This window comes from Desulfonispora thiosulfatigenes DSM 11270 (assembly GCF_900176035.1).
GTDB lineage: Bacteria > Bacillota > Peptococcia > Peptococcales > Desulfonisporaceae > Desulfonispora > Desulfonispora thiosulfatigenes.
Window position 1 is genome coordinate 178,006 of record NZ_FWWT01000022.1, and the last position, 18,880, is coordinate 196,885.

17 protein-coding genes and 1 riboswitch are annotated in these 18,880 nt (G+C 30.8%); all 17 genes read left to right on the plus strand.

The genetic code is table 11. The features are described 5' to 3' along the window. Positions 1-12 precede the first annotated feature (12 nt). The 17 genes from glgA to B8965_RS09800 all read left to right on the plus strand — a co-directional run bounded on the left by glgA (position 13) and on the right by B8965_RS09800 (position 18,848). Positions 13-1,446, plus strand: a complete 1,434-nt coding sequence (gene glgA / locus B8965_RS09720) for a glycogen synthase GlgA (protein WP_200805907.1) — start codon at positions 13-15, stop codon at positions 1,444-1,446. Positions 1,447-1,474: 28 nt separating this feature from the next. Continuing rightward, positions 1,475-3,391 (plus strand): alpha-glycosidase, encoded by a 1,917-nt coding sequence (locus B8965_RS09725; protein ID WP_084054001.1) that lies wholly within the window; start codon positions 1,475-1,477, stop codon positions 3,389-3,391. Between the two features lie 18 nt (positions 3,392-3,409). Beyond that, complete coding sequence (gene malQ, locus B8965_RS09730; protein WP_084054002.1) at positions 3,410-4,849, plus strand: 4-alpha-glucanotransferase; 1,440 nt, start codon at positions 3,410-3,412, stop codon at positions 4,847-4,849. 12 nt (positions 4,850-4,861) lie between these two features. Next, a complete protein-coding gene (locus B8965_RS09735; protein ID WP_084054003.1) occupies positions 4,862-6,457 on the plus strand; it encodes a glucose-6-phosphate isomerase in 1,596 nt (531 codons plus the stop codon). Positions 6,458-6,701: 244 nt separating this feature from the next. Then, positions 6,702-6,792: riboswitch (glycine riboswitch) on the plus strand. Between the two features lie 186 nt (positions 6,793-6,978). Beyond that, a complete protein-coding gene (locus tag B8965_RS09740) occupies positions 6,979-8,373 on the plus strand; it encodes an alanine/glycine:cation symporter family protein (protein ID WP_084054004.1) in 1,395 nt (464 codons plus the stop codon). Between the two features lie 85 nt (positions 8,374-8,458). Further along, on the plus strand, positions 8,459-9,178 hold the full coding sequence (locus B8965_RS09745; RefSeq protein ID WP_159446324.1) for a segregation and condensation protein A: 720 nt from the start codon (positions 8,459-8,461) through the stop codon (positions 9,176-9,178). A 24-nt stretch (positions 9,179-9,202) separates the two neighbouring features. Beyond that, positions 9,203-9,730, plus strand: a complete 528-nt coding sequence (gene scpB, locus B8965_RS09750; protein WP_084054006.1) for an SMC-Scp complex subunit ScpB — start codon at positions 9,203-9,205, stop codon at positions 9,728-9,730. A gap of 79 nt (positions 9,731-9,809) precedes the next feature. Further along, the gene (locus B8965_RS09755; protein WP_084054007.1) at positions 9,810-10,013 is read left to right on the plus strand and encodes a hypothetical protein; all 204 of its coding nucleotides are present in this window, start codon (positions 9,810-9,812) and stop codon (positions 10,011-10,013) included. Positions 10,014-10,021: 8 nt separating this feature from the next. Continuing rightward, on the plus strand, positions 10,022-10,450 hold the full coding sequence (locus B8965_RS09760) for a DUF2953 domain-containing protein (RefSeq protein WP_084054008.1): 429 nt from the start codon (positions 10,022-10,024) through the stop codon (positions 10,448-10,450). After that, a complete protein-coding gene (ytfJ, locus tag B8965_RS09765; RefSeq protein ID WP_084054009.1) occupies positions 10,447-10,893 on the plus strand; it encodes a GerW family sporulation protein in 447 nt (148 codons plus the stop codon). Before B8965_RS09760 ends, ytfJ begins: the two co-directional genes overlap by 4 nt. Positions 10,894-10,992: 99 nt before the next feature. After that, positions 10,993-11,577 (plus strand): nucleoside recognition domain-containing protein, encoded by a 585-nt coding sequence (locus B8965_RS09770; protein WP_084054010.1) that lies wholly within the window; start codon positions 10,993-10,995, stop codon positions 11,575-11,577. A gap of 4 nt (positions 11,578-11,581) precedes the next feature. Next, entirely contained in the window at positions 11,582-12,115 is a 534-nt protein-coding gene (locus B8965_RS09775; RefSeq protein ID WP_084054011.1) for a spore maturation protein, read from the plus strand. Positions 12,116-12,154: 39 nt separating this feature from the next. Then, the gene (locus B8965_RS09780; protein WP_084054012.1) at positions 12,155-12,874 is read left to right on the plus strand and encodes a pseudouridine synthase; all 720 of its coding nucleotides are present in this window, start codon (positions 12,155-12,157) and stop codon (positions 12,872-12,874) included. A 244-nt stretch (positions 12,875-13,118) separates the two neighbouring features. Continuing rightward, positions 13,119-14,780, plus strand: a complete 1,662-nt coding sequence (locus tag B8965_RS09785) for an L-lactate permease (protein ID WP_084054013.1) — start codon at positions 13,119-13,121, stop codon at positions 14,778-14,780. Between the two features lie 75 nt (positions 14,781-14,855). After that, positions 14,856-16,235 carry an FAD-binding oxidoreductase gene (locus tag B8965_RS09790; protein WP_084054014.1) on the plus strand — a complete coding sequence of 460 codons (1,380 nt, stop codon included), beginning with the start codon at positions 14,856-14,858 and terminating at the stop codon, positions 16,233-16,235. A 12-nt stretch (positions 16,236-16,247) separates the two neighbouring features. After that, positions 16,248-17,522, plus strand: coding sequence for a (Fe-S)-binding protein (locus B8965_RS09795; protein WP_084054015.1), 1,275 nt, complete (start codon positions 16,248-16,250; stop codon positions 17,520-17,522). 69 nt (positions 17,523-17,591) lie between these two features. After that, on the plus strand, positions 17,592-18,848 hold the full coding sequence (locus tag B8965_RS09800) for a BaiN/RdsA family NAD(P)/FAD-dependent oxidoreductase (protein ID WP_084054016.1): 1,257 nt from the start codon (positions 17,592-17,594) through the stop codon (positions 18,846-18,848). Positions 18,849-18,880: the final 32 nt, after the last annotated feature.

Genomic DNA, 18,880 nt, shown 5'->3' on the forward strand with positions numbered 1-18,880 from the left:
AAGGAAAATATCATGAAAGTACTTTATGCGGCAGCTGAAAGCGCACCTTTTGTCCAAAGTGGAGGATTAGGAGAGGTTATAGGATCTTTACCAAAATATTTAAAAAAGCAACAAGTAGATGTGCGAGTTATTTTACCAAAATATGAAGATATCAATGATGTCTTTAAAGATAAAATGAAATATATTACAGATTTTCTTGTACCCATAGGATGGAGAAAACAGTATTGTGGGATTAGTAAATTAATTCATGAAAACATTACTTTCTATTTCGTCGACAATGAATATTATTTTAAAAGAAAAGGCTTATATGGATACCCCGATGATGGGGAACGTTTTGCGTTTTTTAATAAAGCTGTATTAGAAGCTTTACCTTATTTGGATTTTACCCCTGATATCATTCACTGCCATGATTGGCATACTGGGATGCTAAGTGTATTACTTGATAGTAATTATAAAAACAATCCTTTTTATCAGAATATTAAAACAGTTTATTCAATACATAATCTTAAATATCAAGGCGTTTTTCCTAGATCAGTTTTAACTGAGTTGTTTAATTTAAGTGAAAATTATTTTGTGACAGATAAATTAGAGTTTTATGGGGATATTAATTTTATGAAAGGTGGTATAGTTTTTTCTAATTTAGTTACTACGGTTAGTAAAAGTTATGCTGAAGAAATTAAATATCCCTACTTTGGAGAAAATCTAGATGGACTTCTTAGACAAAAGGAATATAAATTAAGAGGTATTTTAAATGGTATAGACTTTGAGAAATTTGACCCTCAAAAAGATAAAAACTTATTTGTGAATTATAAAAATTCTTTATCAAAAAAGAACAAAAATAAAATAAAATTGCAAGAACAACTTGGTTTACCAGTAAATGAAAATACACCTATTATTTCCATTGTGTCGCGCTTAGCAAATCAAAAAGGTTTAGATTTAGTTGAACGTATATTAGATGAGATGTTAAATCTTGATATTCAAATGGTTGTTTTAGGAACAGGAGAAAAGAAATACGAAGATATGTTTAAATATTTTGCTTATAAATATCCGACTAAGTTATCCCTTAATCTATATTTTGAGGGAAGTATTGCTCAAAAAATATATGCAGGATCTGATTTGTTTTTAATGCCTTCGCTTTTTGAACCCTGCGGACTAGGGCAATTAATTGCACTACGATATGGAACTATTCCAATAGTAAGGGAAACAGGTGGTTTAAAAGATACAATTGTCCCATTTAATGAGTATACAGATAAAGGTAATGGTTTTAGTTTTGCAAATTATAATGCTCATGAATTATTATTTACGATTAAACGAGCTCTTAGTTTTTATCAGGATAAAAAGTTATGGTCTAAGTTAGTAGAAAGAGCTACTAAAGAAGATAATAGCTGGGAGAAATCTTCCTTAGAATATAAGAATCTTTATCAAGAATTGATAGATATTAAATAAGGTAATTATATTGGATGGTGTAATATTGATGGAAAAGGCTTGGATTTACCATAATTCCTATGAGGAATACTATCGTAATCCTTTCGGTGCAGTTACATGCGATAGAGAAATAACGCTTAGAATAGCTGTAAAGTGTAATAGCAAAATCGAAAACATATTATTAGCTTTAAAGAAAAGTAAAGATAATACTGAAACAAACCTTCAGATGAACTTTGAAGAAAATAAGGATAATTATACTATATATAAAGTGACCTTTAAAACATCAATTAATCCAGGTTTATTGTGGTATTATTTTATCATTCAGGTAAATGGGGATAAGCTTTTTTATGGTAATAATGCTAAACAAAAAGGTGGAGAAGGACAAATTTTAAATACACTTCCACCAGCTTATCAAATAACAGTATATAAAAAAAATCAGACGCCTAGTTGGTATAAGGAAGCAGTATTTTATCAAATTTTTGTGGACCGTTTCCATAATAGTTGTGGAGAAGGTAAATTTTTAAGTTTAAAAGATAAATCGTTACTTCATTCTAGTTGGAACGATAGTCCCATGTATTTTAAAAATCCAGATGGAAGTATTAAAAGGTGGAACTTTTTTGGTGGAAATTTACAAGGAATTATTGATAAATTAAGTTATTTACATGATTTAGGTATAAACGCAATATATCTAAATCCTATTTTTGAAGCATCAAGTAATCATAAATATGATACAGGTGATTATAAAAAAATAGATCCTATGTTTGGAGATGAAGAAACCTTTAGGGATTTATGTAAAAAGGCGAATGAATTAGGTATAAATATTATTTTAGATGGTGTATTTAGCCATACAGGTAGTGATAGTATTTACTTTAATAAAGAAGGAAGCTATTCAGAAATTGGAGCTTATCAGTCACAAGATTCTCCATATTATAAGTGGTTTAAATTTTCCAATCATCCTCATGAATATGAAAGCTGGTGGGGGATAGGAACTTTACCAAATGTCCATGAATTAGAACCCTCCTACGTAGACTTTATTATTGAAAACGATGATAGTGTAATTAAACATTGGTTAAAGTGTGGAGCAAAAGGGTGGAGACTAGATGTAGCAGATGAGCAACCTGATGAATTCATTAAAAAGATAAGAAATGCGATGAAAGAATATGATCCTGAATCCATGCTAATGGGTGAGGTTTGGGAAGATGCATCTAATAAGGTAAGCTATAGTGAATTACGTGAATATTTTTGGGGCGATGAGCTTGATTCCGTAATGAATTATCCTTTTAGGAAAACACTATTAGAATATGTGCTAGGACAAAAAGATGCAGAAAACACATATATTGATTTTATGAGTTTATTTGAAAATTACCCAAAGGATATTTTTTATAGCACATTAAACTTAATAGGTAGTCATGATGTTCCAAGGATTCTAACTTTATTAGGTGATGCAGGAACAGAGCAAAATTTAAGTGATTATGATAAAGAACATTATAGATTAAATGGTGATCAATTTAATCTCGCTAAAAAACGTTTAAAACTATTAACCTTGATTCAGTTTACTTTTCCAGGTATGCCGTGTATTTATTATGGAGATGAAGTAGGGATGGAAGGATTTTCAGATCCCTATAATAGAGGAACATACCCTTGGGGAAAAGAGGATTACGAACTTTTAACATGGTATAAAAAAGTTATAGCTCTTAGAAAAAATAATAAAATATTTATTAACGGTGATTGGGAGCCAGTTTTCTTTAATAAAGAAGTATTTGGTTATATAAGAAAAGATGGAGAAAAATACGCATATTGTATTTTCAATAGAAATGTATGGGAAGGCTCTAAAGTAAAGATTAATTTAAAACAAGATGGAAACTATATAAACTTACTAAATACGGATGAGATATTTAATAACAATAATAAACAAATAGAAGTATTATTAGCTCCTTTAGAGGGTAAGATAATTAGTAATTTATAGCGCCGGAGGGATTTTGATATGCAGTTAAATCGTGCTACAGGTACTTTGCTACATCCTACTTCTTTTCCAGGAAGATATGGTATAGGTGATCTAGGTATACCGGCATATCAATTTATAGATTTTTTAGCCGAAAGCAAACAAAGGCTGTGGCAAATACTTCCTCTTAATCCTGTAGGATTTAATGGTTCTCCTTACCAAAGTTACTCGGCTTTTGCTAATAATCACTTATTAATAAGCGTAGATGAATTAGTTAGTGAAGGGCTACTAGACAAAGAAGATATATATACTTATGATTTTAATCCTTCTAAGATTGAGTGGAAAGTTATAAATGATTTTAAAGATGACTTGCTCCACAAGGCTTTCAGAAATTTTTCAACTAAATATAAAGATGAAAATTTTAATCTTTTTATAAATAAAAATGCTTATTGGTTAAATAATTATGCTCTATTTATGGCACTTAAAAATCATTTTAAGGGTTTACCTTGGAATCAGTGGGATGAAGATATTAAAAATAGAGATAATGATGCATTAATAAAGTATAAGAAGAGTTTAAAAACAGAAATTAATTATCACTTATTTCTGCAATATTATTTTTATAAGCAATGGAAAAAATTAAAGACATACGCTAACAATAAAAACATCGAAATAATCGGAGACATTCCAATCTTTATAGCCGAGGATAGCTGCGATGTATGGGTTTATCCTCACTACTTTAAATTGGATGACCATGGAATACCGCTTAAAGTAGCTGGAGTACCACCAGATTATTTTAGTGAAACAGGACAAAGATGGGGTAACCCTTTATATTGTTTTGAAGTAATGCAAAAAAATGATTATTTATGGTGGAGACAAAGAATCACAAATTTATTAGAATATGTTGACTATATTAGAATAGACCACTTTAGAGGTTTTGAGTCATATTATGAAATACCAGCAAACGAAGAAACGGCAATAAATGGTAAATGGGTCAAAGGACCTGGAGAACAGTTTTTTTCTACTTTAAAAATGTATTTAGGAGATTTACCATTGATAGCAGAAGATTTAGGAATTATAACTCCAGAGGTAATTAATTTAAAGGATAAATTTAATTTACCTGGTATGAAAGTTTTACAATTTATCGAAAAGGAATCTATTACTGAAAATAATAAATCACAAAACAATGTTTATTATACAGGTACTCATGACAATGATACCCTTTTAGGTTGGTATAAAAAGAAAAGTAAATTAAGCAAAGAAATCACTAAGGACATGTGTTTTAGTTTTATTGAATCTTTATATTTTAGTAAAGCTAAATGGGTTATTACTCCTTTACAAGACCTTTTAGTCTTAGACAGTAAAGATCGTATGAATGTTCCAGGAACCACTTTGGGAAACTGGAGCTGGCGTTACCTAGAAGATGATTTAAAGCTAGTGGACTCTAAGCAACTAGCATCATTAATACTGAAATATGACCGCTAGAAAGGTGATAAAATGGAGCAATCAGCATTATGGGATAGATACAAGAAGTATTTGTATCTTAACAATACTTTAGGAATATATATAGATATTAGTCGTATGAATTTTTCTGATAATTATTTTGAAGAAATTAAACCAAAAATTGAAACTGCTTTTAAAGATATGGAAAGTTTAGAAAAGGGTGCTATAGCAAATCCTGATGAAAAAAGAATGGTAGGACATTTTTGGTTAAGAAATCCTTCTTTAGCCCCAAAGCCAGAAATAAGAGAAGAAATTTCAGAGACTATTTTAAAAATTAAAGAGTTTAGCTCTAAAATACATAAAGGAGAGATATTATCCTCTACTGGTAAAATGTTCAAAAGGGTCTTATTAGTAGGAATAGGTGGTTCGGCTTTAGGACCTCAATTTGTTGCAAATGCATTACAAGATAATGATACTAAATTACAAATATCATTTTTGGATAATACAGATCCTGATGGATTTGATAGATTATTTGCCAAAATAAAAGATGAATTAGACCAAACCATTGTATTAGTGATTTCTAAAAGTGGTGGAACTAAAGAAACTAGTAATGGGATGGAAGAAACTAAAGAAATCTTTTCTAAGACCAATTTGACTTTTTCTAAGCATTTTGTTGCAATTACAGGTAAATATAGTAAGCTTCATAAACTAGCTTTACAAGAAGATTGGTTAGAAATCTTTCCATTATGGGATTTTGTAGGTGGAAGGACATCAGAAACATCTGCGGTAGGCTTATTACCTGCGGCCCTCCAAGGTATTGATATTGATGAATTACTTAGGGGTGCTAAAGAGTGCGATGAGCAAACAAGGCGAAATGATATCTGTCAAAACCCAGCAGCTATATTAGCATTGATGTGGTATTATTTTACTCAAGGAGTTGGGGGAAAGGAAATGGTAATTATCCCCTATAATGATAGATTACAATTGTTTAGTAAGTATTTACAACAATTAATTATGGAATCATTAGGTAAAGAAAAAGACCTAAATGATAATATAGTAAATCAAGGAATAGCCGTATATGGAAATAAGGGTTCTACTGATCAACATTCATATGTTCAGCAATTGTTAGATGGTCCTGATAATTACTTTATTACTTTTATGGAAGTATTAAAAAAACGAAGTAAAACGTCAATTATCTTGGAAGATAAGGTAACAAGTGGAGATTATTTACATGCATTTTTATTAGGCACACGTAATGCTTTGACCAAAAAACAAAAGCAATCTATAACCATTACTGTAGACGAGATAACCCCTTATTCTATTGGTGTATTAATTGCTTTATATGAAAGAGCAGTTGGACTATATGCTAGTTTAGTAAATATTAATGCCTATCATCAACCTAGTGTTGAAAGTGGTAAAAAAATTGCTACACTTACGATAAACTTACAAAAAGATTTACTGAGTTTTTTAGATAATAATAGAGGAAAAAAGTATACTCCGTTAGAAATAGCAACGGAGATAGGACAAAATACTGAAATTGAAACGATATTTAAAACATTACAACATTTAACTGCAAATATGAATTTTAACGTTGAAAAGGATAATCATGAAGATGTTTTTTCTACAAAATATTTTATAAAGGCTAACTAAATAATCTATTAAATAGAAAGTATTAAAAAAGGTCTTGTCAAAATGTATGCCAGTAGTGTACAATTGTTCTTGTCTTGGAGATAGTATGTGTTATATATTTCTAAGGTTAAAACTACTATTTATACATAATTAAATATTATATGGGATGAAGGATACAGGAGAAGAATTAATTTCTGCCGAAGGGACAAAATTCATAAGTGAATTGAAAATCTCAGGCTTCCTTACGAGGAAAAGTACTGTATTTGGACCAGCCTCTGGAGAGACCTATTATAGGCGCCGAAGGAGCAAATCTTTTTTAAAGATAAACTCTCAGGCAAAAGGACAGAGGAAGTGAAGATTTTTTATCTATAATTTTCTATTTATATAGAGATAATTTTTATTATAAGATTATCTTCACTTCTGTGTGAATTTATTTAATTTACCAAGAGGCTAAGTTGTTACTTAGCCTCTTTTTGTGTGTAAAAGGAAAGGAGGAAATATTAAATTTTTTCAGTAAGAATAATTTATTAGGAGGAATAAACATGAATTTTCAACAAATTTTTGTGAGTATAGATAATTTTATTTGGGGACCGCCCTTATTAATTCTTTTAGTTGGAACAGGTGTATATTTAAGTTTTCGCTTAAAGTTTTTACAGATATTTCGTTTGCCTTTAGCGCTTAAGTTTGCATTTAAAAAGGACAAGGATGACAATAATTGTGAAGGGGATGTATCTAGTTTTGCTGCTCTTTGTACAGCCCTTTCGGCAACTATCGGTACGGGGAATATAGTAGGTGTAGCTACTGCAATTAAACTAGGAGGACCAGGTGCCTTATTTTGGATGTGGATGGCTGCTTTCTTTGGTATGGCAACAAAGTATGCAGAAGGATTGTTAGCTGTAAAATATAGAGAAGTAGATGAAAATGGTCAAATGTCTGGTGGTCCTATGTATTACATTAAAAATGGTTTAGGACATAAACCATATAGTATGTTTTTAGCTAAATCATTTTCATTTTTCGGGATAGGTGTTGCACTTTTTGGTATAGGTACCTTTCCTCAAGTAAATGCAATTGTTGAATCAACAAATATTGTTTTTAATATTCCAATCATTATGACAGCAGCAATAATTACAACATTAGTTGCTTTAGTTACTTTAGGTGGAATAAAAAGTATTTCTAGAGTTGCTGAGTTTTGTGTTCCTTTTATGGCCATAGTCTATATCATTGGATGTCTTGCAGTGTTAATAGTTAACTATACAGCTGTACCTGCAGCATTTAGTTTTATTATTACAAGTGCCTTTACTCCAACAGCAGCAACAGGAGGATTTTTAGGGTCTACGATGATATTAGCAATGAGAATGGGGGTTGCACGAGGAGTTTTTTCTAATGAATCTGGTCTAGGTAGTGCTCCTATAGCTTCAGCAGCTGCTAAAACAAAAGATCCAGCTAAACAAGGTTTAATTGCTATGACTGGAACTTTCATTGACACAATAGTAGTTTGTACTATGACAGGATTAGTTTTAACTTTAACTGGTGCATGGAGTAGTGATTTAAGTGGTGCTGCAATGACTAATTATGCTTTTACTGAAGGTTTAAATATAATTGGTCAATATATTGTAACAATTGGTCTTATGTTTTTTGCTTTTACAACAATATTAGGTTGGAATTATTATGGGGAACGTTGTACAGAATTTTTATTTGGAATAAAAGGAATTTTACCTTATAAATTAATTTTTATAGTATTAGTTGCTTCAGGTGCTTTTTTAGAATTAGAATTAATTTGGACAATTGCAGATATAGTTAATGGGTTAATGGCTATACCTAACTTAATAGCTTTAATTAGTTTAAGTGGTGTAGTTGTATTTGAAACTAAAAAATACTTCAATGAATTAGAACAATCCAATATGTTAAAAAGTTCTAAGGTAGTAGAAGTTAACTGATTATTTAGAGGGAATGTATCCCTCTTTTTTTTATGCTATAATATATCTTTATACACTACTATAAATGAGTGAGGTCTGGAAAGTTATGAATAAAGGAAACCATATATTTCTAGAAAAGTTTGAAGGACCTTTAGCTTTATTATTACATTTAATAGAAAGAGAAAAAATTGATATTTATGATATACCCATTGCTGAAGTTACCAAGCAATATCTAAAATATATTTACGATGCCCAAAGTTTAAATATGGATATTGCAAGTGAGTTTTTAGTTATGGCGTCAAAGCTTTTGGCCATAAAAGCTAAAATGCTGTTACCAAAACCCGAAAAACCCATCATTGAAGAAGACTCAAAAGAAGAATTAGTAGCAAGACTACTTGAATATAAACGGTTTAAGGAATTAGCTGAAAAATTACATGAAAATGAAATGTTGATGAAAAAGGTATATTCCAGAGAATTTGATGAAAATGACTTATTGAAACATATAGAAATAAGTAATCCTGTAGAGAATATCGAAATAATTGATTTAACCAATGCTTTTAAAGCTATTTTAAAAAATATAAATGAACAAGAACCTATTTTTGAGATAAATCGTGAACAAGTAGTTTTGGAAGATTGTATGGACGAAATATTAGATCAATTAAATATCTCTAAAACAGGAATTACCTTTAATATTTTATTCACAACTAAGAAAAGCAAATTACAAATCGTAGTAACATTTTTAGCTTTATTAGAATTAATAAAATTAAAAAAAGTAAAAGTAGCCCAAAACAATCCATTTAGTACGATAATTGTTTTTAACTCTTAAAGGTAAGTGAAGTGGAGGATGTATATGTTGTTTTTCTCTGAAAAAATTATAGCAGCTATAGAATGTGTCCTATTTGCAAGTAATGAACCTCTTAAAATTGAACAAATATGTGAAATTGTAAAAATTAAGAAACATGAAGCAATTGCTATACTTGAAGATATGATAGCTCAATATAATCATGAATCTCATGGTTTTTATCTAAGTAAGATTGCAGGGGGATATCAATTTATAACAAAGCCAGAATATTTTAATTATGTTGAAAAGTTATATAAACCAAAATTAAGCACATTATCTACGCAGGCCCTAGAAACATTATCTATCATTGCCTATAAACAACCAGTAACAAAGAGTGAAATAGAGATAATTAGGGGCGTAAAGGTTGATAAGACAATCAATACTTTAATGGAAAAAAAATTAATTAAAGAAGATGGACGAAAAGATGTAATTGGAAAACCGATATTATATAGTACTACAAAGGATTTTTTAAGGTATTTTGGCCTAGAAACTATCAATCAATTACCACCACTTCAAGATAAATCATGTAATGATTAAAAGGTCGCAGCTATGCGACTTTTTTTTGTAGGAATACTTATATCTGTTTTTGACAAAATTAGGTATAAGGGGTGGAGCCATGCTTATAGTAATATTCTGTCTATTATTTGTTATGATGTTTATACCAATTAAGGTATATATAAAATTAGATAATCTAGATTCAAAATTAATATTATCGGTAACTACTAAAATCTTGTTTTTTTCATTAAATCAAAAATTCTCATCTCCAATTACTAAATTAATTGCGATTGCTGCAAGAAAAAGGTTAGAAAAAAAGAAATAGAAGAAGCGATGGATGCAAAACGTATTCCCTTTAAAAACTGGAAATTAATTATTGATAGGATTAACAAATACTTACCTATAATATCAAGAATAACTAAAAACTCTCTAAAATTAACCGCAAAAATTTCAAAACCTATGAAATGCGAAAAATTAATTTTACATACACAAGTTGGATTTATAGACCCTTTTTATACAAGTATGATTGTAGGTTTTTTATGGAGCACAAAAGGTATATTTGTAAGTGAATTAACAAAGTATATTACATATAAACCCAAGGTTTCTAGCATAAAGGTTCAACCTTTTTTTAATATAGAAAAACTAAGTTTAAATTATGAAGGTATATTTGTATTTCCTTTAGGTCATATTATTATTGTTACATATCAACTAGTACGCTTTTATTTGGTTAATAAAACATTAATAAAGGAGGTCTCAAAATGAGTGAAAAGCATCCTATTGAAGCACTTATGACAACAGCAATGGAAAGTATTAGAGAAATGGTTGATGTAAATACAGTAGTGGGTGAAGCAGTAGAGGCAAAGGATGGAACTGTAATTATACCAGTTTCCAAGGTTGCTTGTGGATTTGGAGCTGGTGGTGGTGAATTTTCTAATGCCACAGGAGAAGAAGGTTCAAAAGATGCCAAGGATTTACCTTTTGGTGGGGGATCTGGTGGTGGAGTATCTGTACGACCAGTTGGATTTTTAGTAGTATCACCTGGAGATATAAGATTTTTGTCAGTTGATGGAAATGCAGTTGCAGAAAGATTAATAGATAAAGTTCCAATGGTAATAGATAAGATACAAAGTGCTTTTGCACAAAGTACTGAAAATAAAGATAAAAAGGCAAGTCCTACCGTTGATGGTGAATTTGCTGGAAGTTAAGGCAGGTTATAACCTGTCTTTTTTTATGTCCAAAGTTAGAAGTTCTAGTTTTCTAAAATTAATCATAGTATATAAAAAAGTTCTTTTTAGGTGATTAATTTGATAAATATAATTTGGTTAGGACTTATTGTAATTGGAACATTAGTAGCATGTTTTAACGGACAACCAGAAATTATAACTGATTCAGCTTTAAAGGCTGCAAATCTGGGAGTTAAATACTCTTTTGATTTAATTGGTTTAATGACCTTCTGGCTAGGAATTATGAAATTAGGTGAAAAATCTGGATTAATAGATAATTTAGCTAAGATTTTAAGACCTATTACAAAAATATTATTTCCGAGTATACCTAAAGATCATCCTGCTATGGGTTCAATTTTATTAAACATTAGTGCAAATATCTTAGGATTAGGAAATGCTGCCACTCCCTTTGGTTTAAAGGCAATGCAAGAGTTACAAAGTCTTAATAATAACTCTGATAGAGCTAGTGATGCTATGATTACATTTTTAGCAGTTAACACTTCCTGCATTGTAATTATACCAGCTACAATTATAGGTGTTAGATTAGCTGCAGGATCGGCAAATCCAACTGAAATTGTAGGAACAACAATCATTGCAACCTCCGTTGGAATGACTGTGTCATTAACTATGGACAAAATTCTACGATATTTTACGAGAAAGGATTGAAAATATGGTAGAAATATTTATTAATGAAGTCTCAAAATGGATGATTCCAATTATAATCACATTTATCCCTGTTTATGCATATGTAAAAGGCATTAAGGTGTATGAGGTGTTTATAGAAGGAGCAGAAGATGGATTTAAAATTGCAATTAAGTTAATACCTTATTTAGTTGCAATGTTAGTTGCCGTTGGGATATTTAGAAACTCAGGAGCTATGGAAATGTTTGTAGAAATATTGAAACCTGTTACAAGTATTTTCAATATTCCTGGTGAAATACTGCCACTTGCTTTAATGAGGCCTTTTTCGGGTGGTGCATCTTTAGGAATTGCTACAGAATTAATTAACACATATGGTGCTGATTCAATAATTGGACGGATAGCTTCAACAATGCAAGGTAGCTCAGACACGACATTTTTTGTGTTAGCTGTTTATTTTGGTTCTGTAGGAATAAAAAAATATCGCCATGCTCCTTGGGTAGGGTTAACAGCTGATTTGACAACATTCCTAGTATCGGTTTATATTGTAAATAAAGTTTTTTAATTTAGTAAAGAAAAAACTCTATAAACGAGGGGGAGACAATTGGAAAGGTTACAAAAAGTTTTAGCTGATAGAGGAATAGCATCTAGAAGAAAGTGTGAAGAATATATTAAAGGCGGGTTAGTAAAGGTAAATGGAGAAGTAATTACAAAACTAGGAACAAAGGTTGATCCAGATAAAGATATAATATTATTTAATAATAATACTATCAGTAAAACTAACAATAAAATATATATTATGCTAAATAAACCAGAAGGGTATGTTACCACAGTAAAAGATGAACAAAACAGACCCACTGTTTTGGATCTTACGAAGGATATTAAAGATCGCATTTTTCCTATAGGACGTCTAGATTATGAAACAGAAGGTTTGTTACTTTTAACTAATGATGGCAAACTAGCCTATAAATTAACTCATCCTAAGCATAAGGTATATAAAGTATACGAAGTCTTAGTTAAAGGTATACCTCAAAATTCTGACTTAGACAAATTAAGAACTGGAATAATACTACAAGATGGTATTACGGCTCCTGCAATGATAAAAACTATTAAAACTAATGATAATAAAGCTTTACTAGAAATTAAAATTAGAGAAGGAAAAAATAGGCAGGTTAGAAGAATGTTTTCAGCAATAAATCATCCAGTTTTACACTTAAAAAGAATAAAGCAAGGAAATTTATTGCTAGGGAATTTGCAAAAAGGAAAGTATAGACATTTGAAAGAACAAGAAATCAATGATTTAAAAAGTATAGATCAATATTAAAAAACTACTAATAGTATTTTTAGTAGTTTTTTTATGTCGAAAAAACAAATATATAGACAAAATTTCAAATATGTAATAAAGTGTGATTTATATCATAAAAAATAATCAGAATATTTTCACTATTAATAAGTTATTTTTATGGTATGAATAAATGATAATGATAAATACTAAAGGGAGGTGCAGAAAGTAGTTTATTAATACATATAAATTATAGGTTCAAAATATTATTATTTGGAGGGATAACATGTTTGCTTTTATGGCCTTTTTACCTATTTTGGTTACCATTATATTAATGGTAGGTTTTAACTGGGCAGCAAAAAAAGCATTACCTTTAGCTTGGCTTTTAGCTGCTATAATTGCTTTAACAATGTGGAAAATGAATCTTATAAGTGTACTAGGTTATTCAATTTTTGGTCTTTTTAAAGCACTAGACGTCTTGATTATTATTTTTGGTGCAATTTTAATATTAAATACTTTAAAACAATCAGGAGCAATGGCAACGATTAATAATGGATTTAATGGAATCACTAAAGACCGCCGTATTCAGGCTGTTATTATTGGTTGGATGTTTGGTGCATTCATTGAAGGAGCTGCTGGTTTTGGTACACCTGCAGCATTAGCAGGTCCATTATTAGTAGGACTTGGATTTCCTCCTTTAGCAGCTGCTATGGTAGCTTTAATATTTAATAGTACCCCTGTAACTTTTGGTGCAGTTGGAACACCAGTATATGGCTCTATGGGTACTATTGGAGCAACTTTAGAAGGTATGGGAGCGAGTCCAGAAACATTTAAAATGGTTTTATCTATGTGGTCTGCAATTCCTCATGGTATTGTTGGTACCTTTATTCCACTTTTAGGTTTATGTTTGTTAACGAAGTTTTTTGGTAAAGAACGTTCTATTAAACCTGCTTTAGAAGCAGCACCTTTTGCAATCTTTGCAGGACTAGCTTTTGTAATTCCATATATAATAACGGCTGCTTTATTAGGACCAGAATTTCCTTCTTTAGTAGGTGCAATAATTGGACTACCTATAGTTTTATTTGCAGCTCAAAGTGGTTTTTTAGTTCCTAAAAAAACTTGGGACTTCCCAGACAAATCAGAGTGGGAAGAGGATTGGAAGTCGGTTATTGACACAGGTGATATTGGTGAATCAAAAATGTCATTGTTCAAAGCTTGGATTCCATATGTGTTAATTGCTTTAATACTAGTAATTACACGAATACCAGCATTAGGACTAAAAGCATTATTAAATAGTGATGCTTTAGCTATCCAAATACCAAATATTTTAGGTATACAAGATCTAACATATGTTTTAAAATGGGCTTACCTGCCTGGAACTATTCCGTTTATTTTAGTGGCATTAATTACTCATTTTGTTCATGGTATGAATAAAGAACAAGTTAAAAATGCATGGATTAATACATTTAAGCAAATAACAGGTGCAGCAATTGCTTTATTTGCTGGCGTTGCGTTAGTACAATTAATGTTAAATTCAGGAGTCAATGAAGGAAGTTTACCAAGTATGATGACTGCAATGGCTGAAGCAGCTGCTTCTATTGCTGGACAGGCATTTCCATTTTTCTCTCCATTTATTGGAGTACTCGGCGCATTTATGTCTGGTTCTAATACAGTTTCTAATATTTTGTTTTCATCATTCCAATTTGAGACTGCAACTATTTTAGGTATGCCTCAAGTGTTATTAGTAGCTTTACAAAATATTGGTGGAGCAGTAGGTAATATGATTTGTGTAAATAATATAGTAGCTGTATGTGCTACAGTAGGTACAATTGGAGCAGAGGGTAAATTAATTAGACGAAATGCTATACCTTGCTTTATTTATGGGATAGCAGTGGCAACTTTTGTTGCGATCTTAATTTATTCAGGCTATAATCCAATGCCATTATAGAGCTATAAATATAGAGGAGTCTTTCTCCTCTATATTTATATTAAAAATAGATTTTAAAAGCCTAGGGGGTTTAGTATGATTACTAAAGAAATTTTAAATAAATTAGTAAAAATTTTGGGTAAAAACAGTGTATTAACTTCGGATGTAGATTTAGTTTCTTATTCTTATGATGCAACTGCTGATATGCCAATTCAAAAACCCGATGTTGTTGTTATTCCTGATAGTAAAGAACAAATAATAGAAATAGTAAAGTTAGCTGATCAGAATAATATACCTATCTATACAAGGGGATCAGGGACAAATCTTTGTGGTGATACAATTCCAGTAAAAGGTGGTATTGTTTTATCAACTTTAAAGCTTAATAAAATAGTAAAAATTGATGCAGAGAATTTAACTGCTACAGTAGAGCCAGGGTTAGTTATACAAAGGTTAAATGAAGCCATCGAACCATATGGTTTAATCTATCCGCCAGATCCTGGGACTGTTAATACAGCTACAATGGGCGGATCAGTAAGTGAGTGTTCCGGTGGTCTTAGAGGACTTAAATATGGAGTAACTAAGGACTATATAATGGGCTTAGAAATAGTAATGCCTAATGGGGATTTAATAAAAACGGGTGGACAGACAGTTAAAAATGTTACGGGATATGATTTAACTAAACTATTTACAGGAGCTGAAGGAACATTAGGAATTATCACTAAAATAATAGTTAAACTAATACCAGCACCTGAATTTAGAAGAGGAATGTTAGCTGTATTTGATGATATTGATAAAGCCGGAGATACTATTGCAGATATTATAAAAAATAAAGTTATTCCTGCTACAATGGAAATAATGGATAATGTAACTATTAGAACGGTAGAAAATTACTCAAAAGTAGGTTTACCTGTTGATGCTGAGGCAGTTTTACTTTTAGAAGTAGATGGTATTAAAGAGGTAGTTTTAAAAGAGGCTGAAATTGTAGAGACAATTTGTAAGAAAAATGGAGCTATTGATTTTACTATAGCAAAAACTGATGAAGAACGTGAAAAAGTTTGGGCGGCAAGACGTGCTGCTTTACCAGCTCTAGCTCAAGTAAAGCCAACAACTGTTTTAGAAGATGCAACAGTTCCAAGAAGTGAAATTCCTAAAATGTTAAAAGCACTAAAAGAAATAGCTAAGAAATATGATTTGCAAATTGGTACTTTTGGACATGCAGGAGATGGTAATTTGCATCCAACAATTTTAACTGACGCATCTGATAAAGAAGAAATGAAAAGAGTTCATCTGGCTGTAGATGAAATTTTCAAAGTTGCTATTAGTTTAGGTGGAACCTTAAGTGGTGAACATGGAATTGGTCTTGCAAAGGCTAAATATATGGAATGGGAGTATGGTAAAGAGGGTGTAGAAGTAATGCGCAAAATAAAAAAGGCATTAGACCCTAACGGCATTCTTAACCCAGGAAAATTTGTATAGGGGGAAATAAAAATGGCATTGTATACTTCCCTAGAAGCTGTAAAAGATGAAATTGCTAAATGCATGAAATGTGGTAATTGTCAAGCAGTTTGTCCTATATACCTAGAAGAACGTATAGAAGGCACAGTGGCACGGGGAAAAATAAAACTAGTAGAGACACTTTTAGATAATAAATTAGAGGTAAATGAAGAGTATGCTAAAAAGTTAGATTTATGTTTAACTTGTAAAGCATGTTCGGTTAATTGTCCTTGTGGCGTTCAAGTTGATAAAATTATTTTAGGTGCGAGAGCAGAAATTGCTCGTAGAAAAGGCATTTCACCTATTAAAAAACTTATTTTTAAAGGCTTAGAAAATCAAAAATTATTAAATGTTGGTGCAAAAGCGGGAGGCTTCTTTCAAGGCATAGTTTTTAAAAAACATAAGACTTTAAGTGGAGCTCATCCAAGATTCCCATTTGGTTTAGATCTTAGAAGGATAATTCCAAACCTTGCAACTACACCACTTAGAGACAAACTACCTGAAGTAAATAAAGTAAAAAATCCTGTAAAAAAAGTTGCATTTTTTACAGGTTGTACTATGAATTATGCTTATATAGATGTTGGCGAAGCTTTAGTAAATGTTTTGTTAAAAAACAACATTGAAGTAATTATTCCTAAAAATCAACATTGTTGTGGTACTCCTATTTTAACCAGTGGAGATGCAGAAACTGCAACAAAAATGGCTAAATCACACATTGATATTTTTAGTGCTCTAGATGTTGATAAAATAATTACAGGATGTGGATCATGTGGAATGACTTTTAACAAAAATTATCTGGACTTATTAGAAGCAGAGCCAGAATATTACGAAAAGGCTAAGAAGATAGCCGCTAAAGTTATAGATATCTCAGACTTTTTAATGACAGAAATTGATATAGATAAATCAAAACTAGGAAAAGTAGATATGAAGGTAACATATCATGATCCATGTCATTTAAATAGAGGAATGGGAGTTAAAAATCCACCACGTGAAATAATTAAATCAATACCTGGAATAGATTTTATCGAAATGAAAAATGCTGATCGCTGTTGCGGTGGCGCAGGATCCTTTACTTTATCTCATTATGAATTATCGATGAATATTCATAAACATAAAGTAGATTCTATTAAAGATACTAAAGCAGAAGCAGTAATAACGGCATGTCCTGCATGTATGATGCAGATTACTGATGGTATGAACCGCTTTGAACTAGAATTACCGATATATCATATCATTCAACTTCTTGATATGTCATATAAAGCAAAATAAGGGCTCGTAAAGAGCCCTTATTTTTTATAAAATAGTGAATTATAAAATATATTTGTGAAAGGAGTTACTATGTCAGAAAAAGTAGATGTTATTGTAATAGGAGCAGGGGCTGGTGGAATGATGGCTGCTGGCAGAGCAGCGGAGCGTGGTGCTAAGGTAATTCTCATTGAAAAAAATAGTATATTAGGAAAAAAGTTATTAATAACCGGAAAAGGACGTTGTAATGTAACCAATGATACAGATATAGAAGATATAATAAGTAATTTCCCAGGAAATGGAAGGTTTTTATATAGTCCACTTTATACTTTTACAAATTTAGATGTAATGAATTTTTTTACTAATTTAGGTGTAAAACTGAAAACAGAAAGAGGTGGAAGAGTTTTTCCTGTGTCTGATAAAGCAAAAGATATAGTTAAAGCTTTAGAAAAATATTTACAGCTAGGAAAAGTAAAGGTAATTAAAAATAGCAAGGTAGAAGAAATTATTAGTGAAAATGGTGGAGCTAAAATTGTTCACTTAGAAGGTGGAGAAAAAATTAAAGCACCTCAAGTTATTATCGCGACAGGTGGACTATCATATCCTGGAACAGGTTCGACTGGAGATGGCTATTTATGGAGTGAAAAGCTAGGTCACAAAATCGTTACTCCAAAACCTTCTTTGATACCTCTTATAACTAAAGAAAGTTGGATAGAAGATTTACAGGGCTTAAGTTTAAAAAATATTACGATCTCTTTAAATGATAGAAACGGTAAAAAAATTGCCCAAGACTTTGGAGAAATGATCTTTACACATTATGGTGTCTCTGGGCCTGTAGTATTATCTATAAGTCGTAAGGCTGTTTTATACTGGGAAAAAAACTCAAAACCGTTAAATATGTCTATCGACTTAAAACCTGCTTTAAGTATAGAAAAATTAGATTTGAGATTACAAAGGGATTTTGAGAAATATTGTAATAAGGATTTCAGAAATGGACTTAATGATTTATTACCACAAAGATTAATTCCAATAGTTATAATGCTTGCTAAGATAGACCCCTATAAAAAAATAAACTTAATTACAAAAGAAGAAAGACAAAATTTAAATTATGTAATTAAAAATTTGAAGTTAACTGCGACAGGTACTAGACCTATCAGTGAGGCTATTGTTACTAAAGGTGGCGTTAATGTCAAAGAAATAAATCCACATACCATGGAATCTAAAAAAATTAATGGATTATTCTTTTGTGGAGAAATAATAGATATTGATGGATATACTGGAGGATATAATTTGCAAGCAGCCTTTTCGACAGGATATTTAGCAGGAGAAAATATTTCTATTTATGAATAATTCTAAGAAATAATCACAGTATATAAATAGAA

Excerpts from the sequence above, each read along its gene's own strand:
- glgA (WP_200805907.1), top strand. The coding sequence starts at position 13 with ATGAAAGTACTTTATGCGGCAGCTGAAAGCGCACCTTTTGTCCAAAGT.
- B8965_RS09725 (WP_084054001.1), top strand. The coding sequence starts at position 1,475 with ATGGAAAAGGCTTGGATTTACCATAATTCCTATGAGGAATACTATCGT.
- malQ (WP_084054002.1), top strand. The coding sequence starts at position 3,410 with ATGCAGTTAAATCGTGCTACAGGTACTTTGCTACATCCTACTTCTTTT.
- B8965_RS09735 (WP_084054003.1), top strand. The coding sequence starts at position 4,862 with ATGGAGCAATCAGCATTATGGGATAGATACAAGAAGTATTTGTATCTT.
- B8965_RS09740 (WP_084054004.1), top strand. The coding sequence starts at position 6,979 with ATGAATTTTCAACAAATTTTTGTGAGTATAGATAATTTTATTTGGGGA.
- B8965_RS09745 (WP_159446324.1), top strand. The coding sequence starts at position 8,459 with ATGAATAAAGGAAACCATATATTTCTAGAAAAGTTTGAAGGACCTTTA.
- scpB (WP_084054006.1), top strand. The coding sequence starts at position 9,203 with ATGTTGTTTTTCTCTGAAAAAATTATAGCAGCTATAGAATGTGTCCTA.
- B8965_RS09755 (WP_084054007.1), top strand. The coding sequence starts at position 9,810 with ATGCTTATAGTAATATTCTGTCTATTATTTGTTATGATGTTTATACCA.
- B8965_RS09760 (WP_084054008.1), top strand. The coding sequence starts at position 10,022 with ATGGATGCAAAACGTATTCCCTTTAAAAACTGGAAATTAATTATTGAT.
- ytfJ (WP_084054009.1), top strand. The coding sequence starts at position 10,447 with ATGAGTGAAAAGCATCCTATTGAAGCACTTATGACAACAGCAATGGAA.
- B8965_RS09775 (WP_084054011.1), top strand. The coding sequence starts at position 11,582 with ATGGTAGAAATATTTATTAATGAAGTCTCAAAATGGATGATTCCAATT.
- B8965_RS09785 (WP_084054013.1), top strand. The coding sequence starts at position 13,119 with ATGTTTGCTTTTATGGCCTTTTTACCTATTTTGGTTACCATTATATTA.
- B8965_RS09790 (WP_084054014.1), top strand. The coding sequence starts at position 14,856 with ATGATTACTAAAGAAATTTTAAATAAATTAGTAAAAATTTTGGGTAAA.
- B8965_RS09795 (WP_084054015.1), top strand. The coding sequence starts at position 16,248 with ATGGCATTGTATACTTCCCTAGAAGCTGTAAAAGATGAAATTGCTAAA.
- B8965_RS09800 (WP_084054016.1), top strand. The coding sequence starts at position 17,592 with ATGTCAGAAAAAGTAGATGTTATTGTAATAGGAGCAGGGGCTGGTGGA.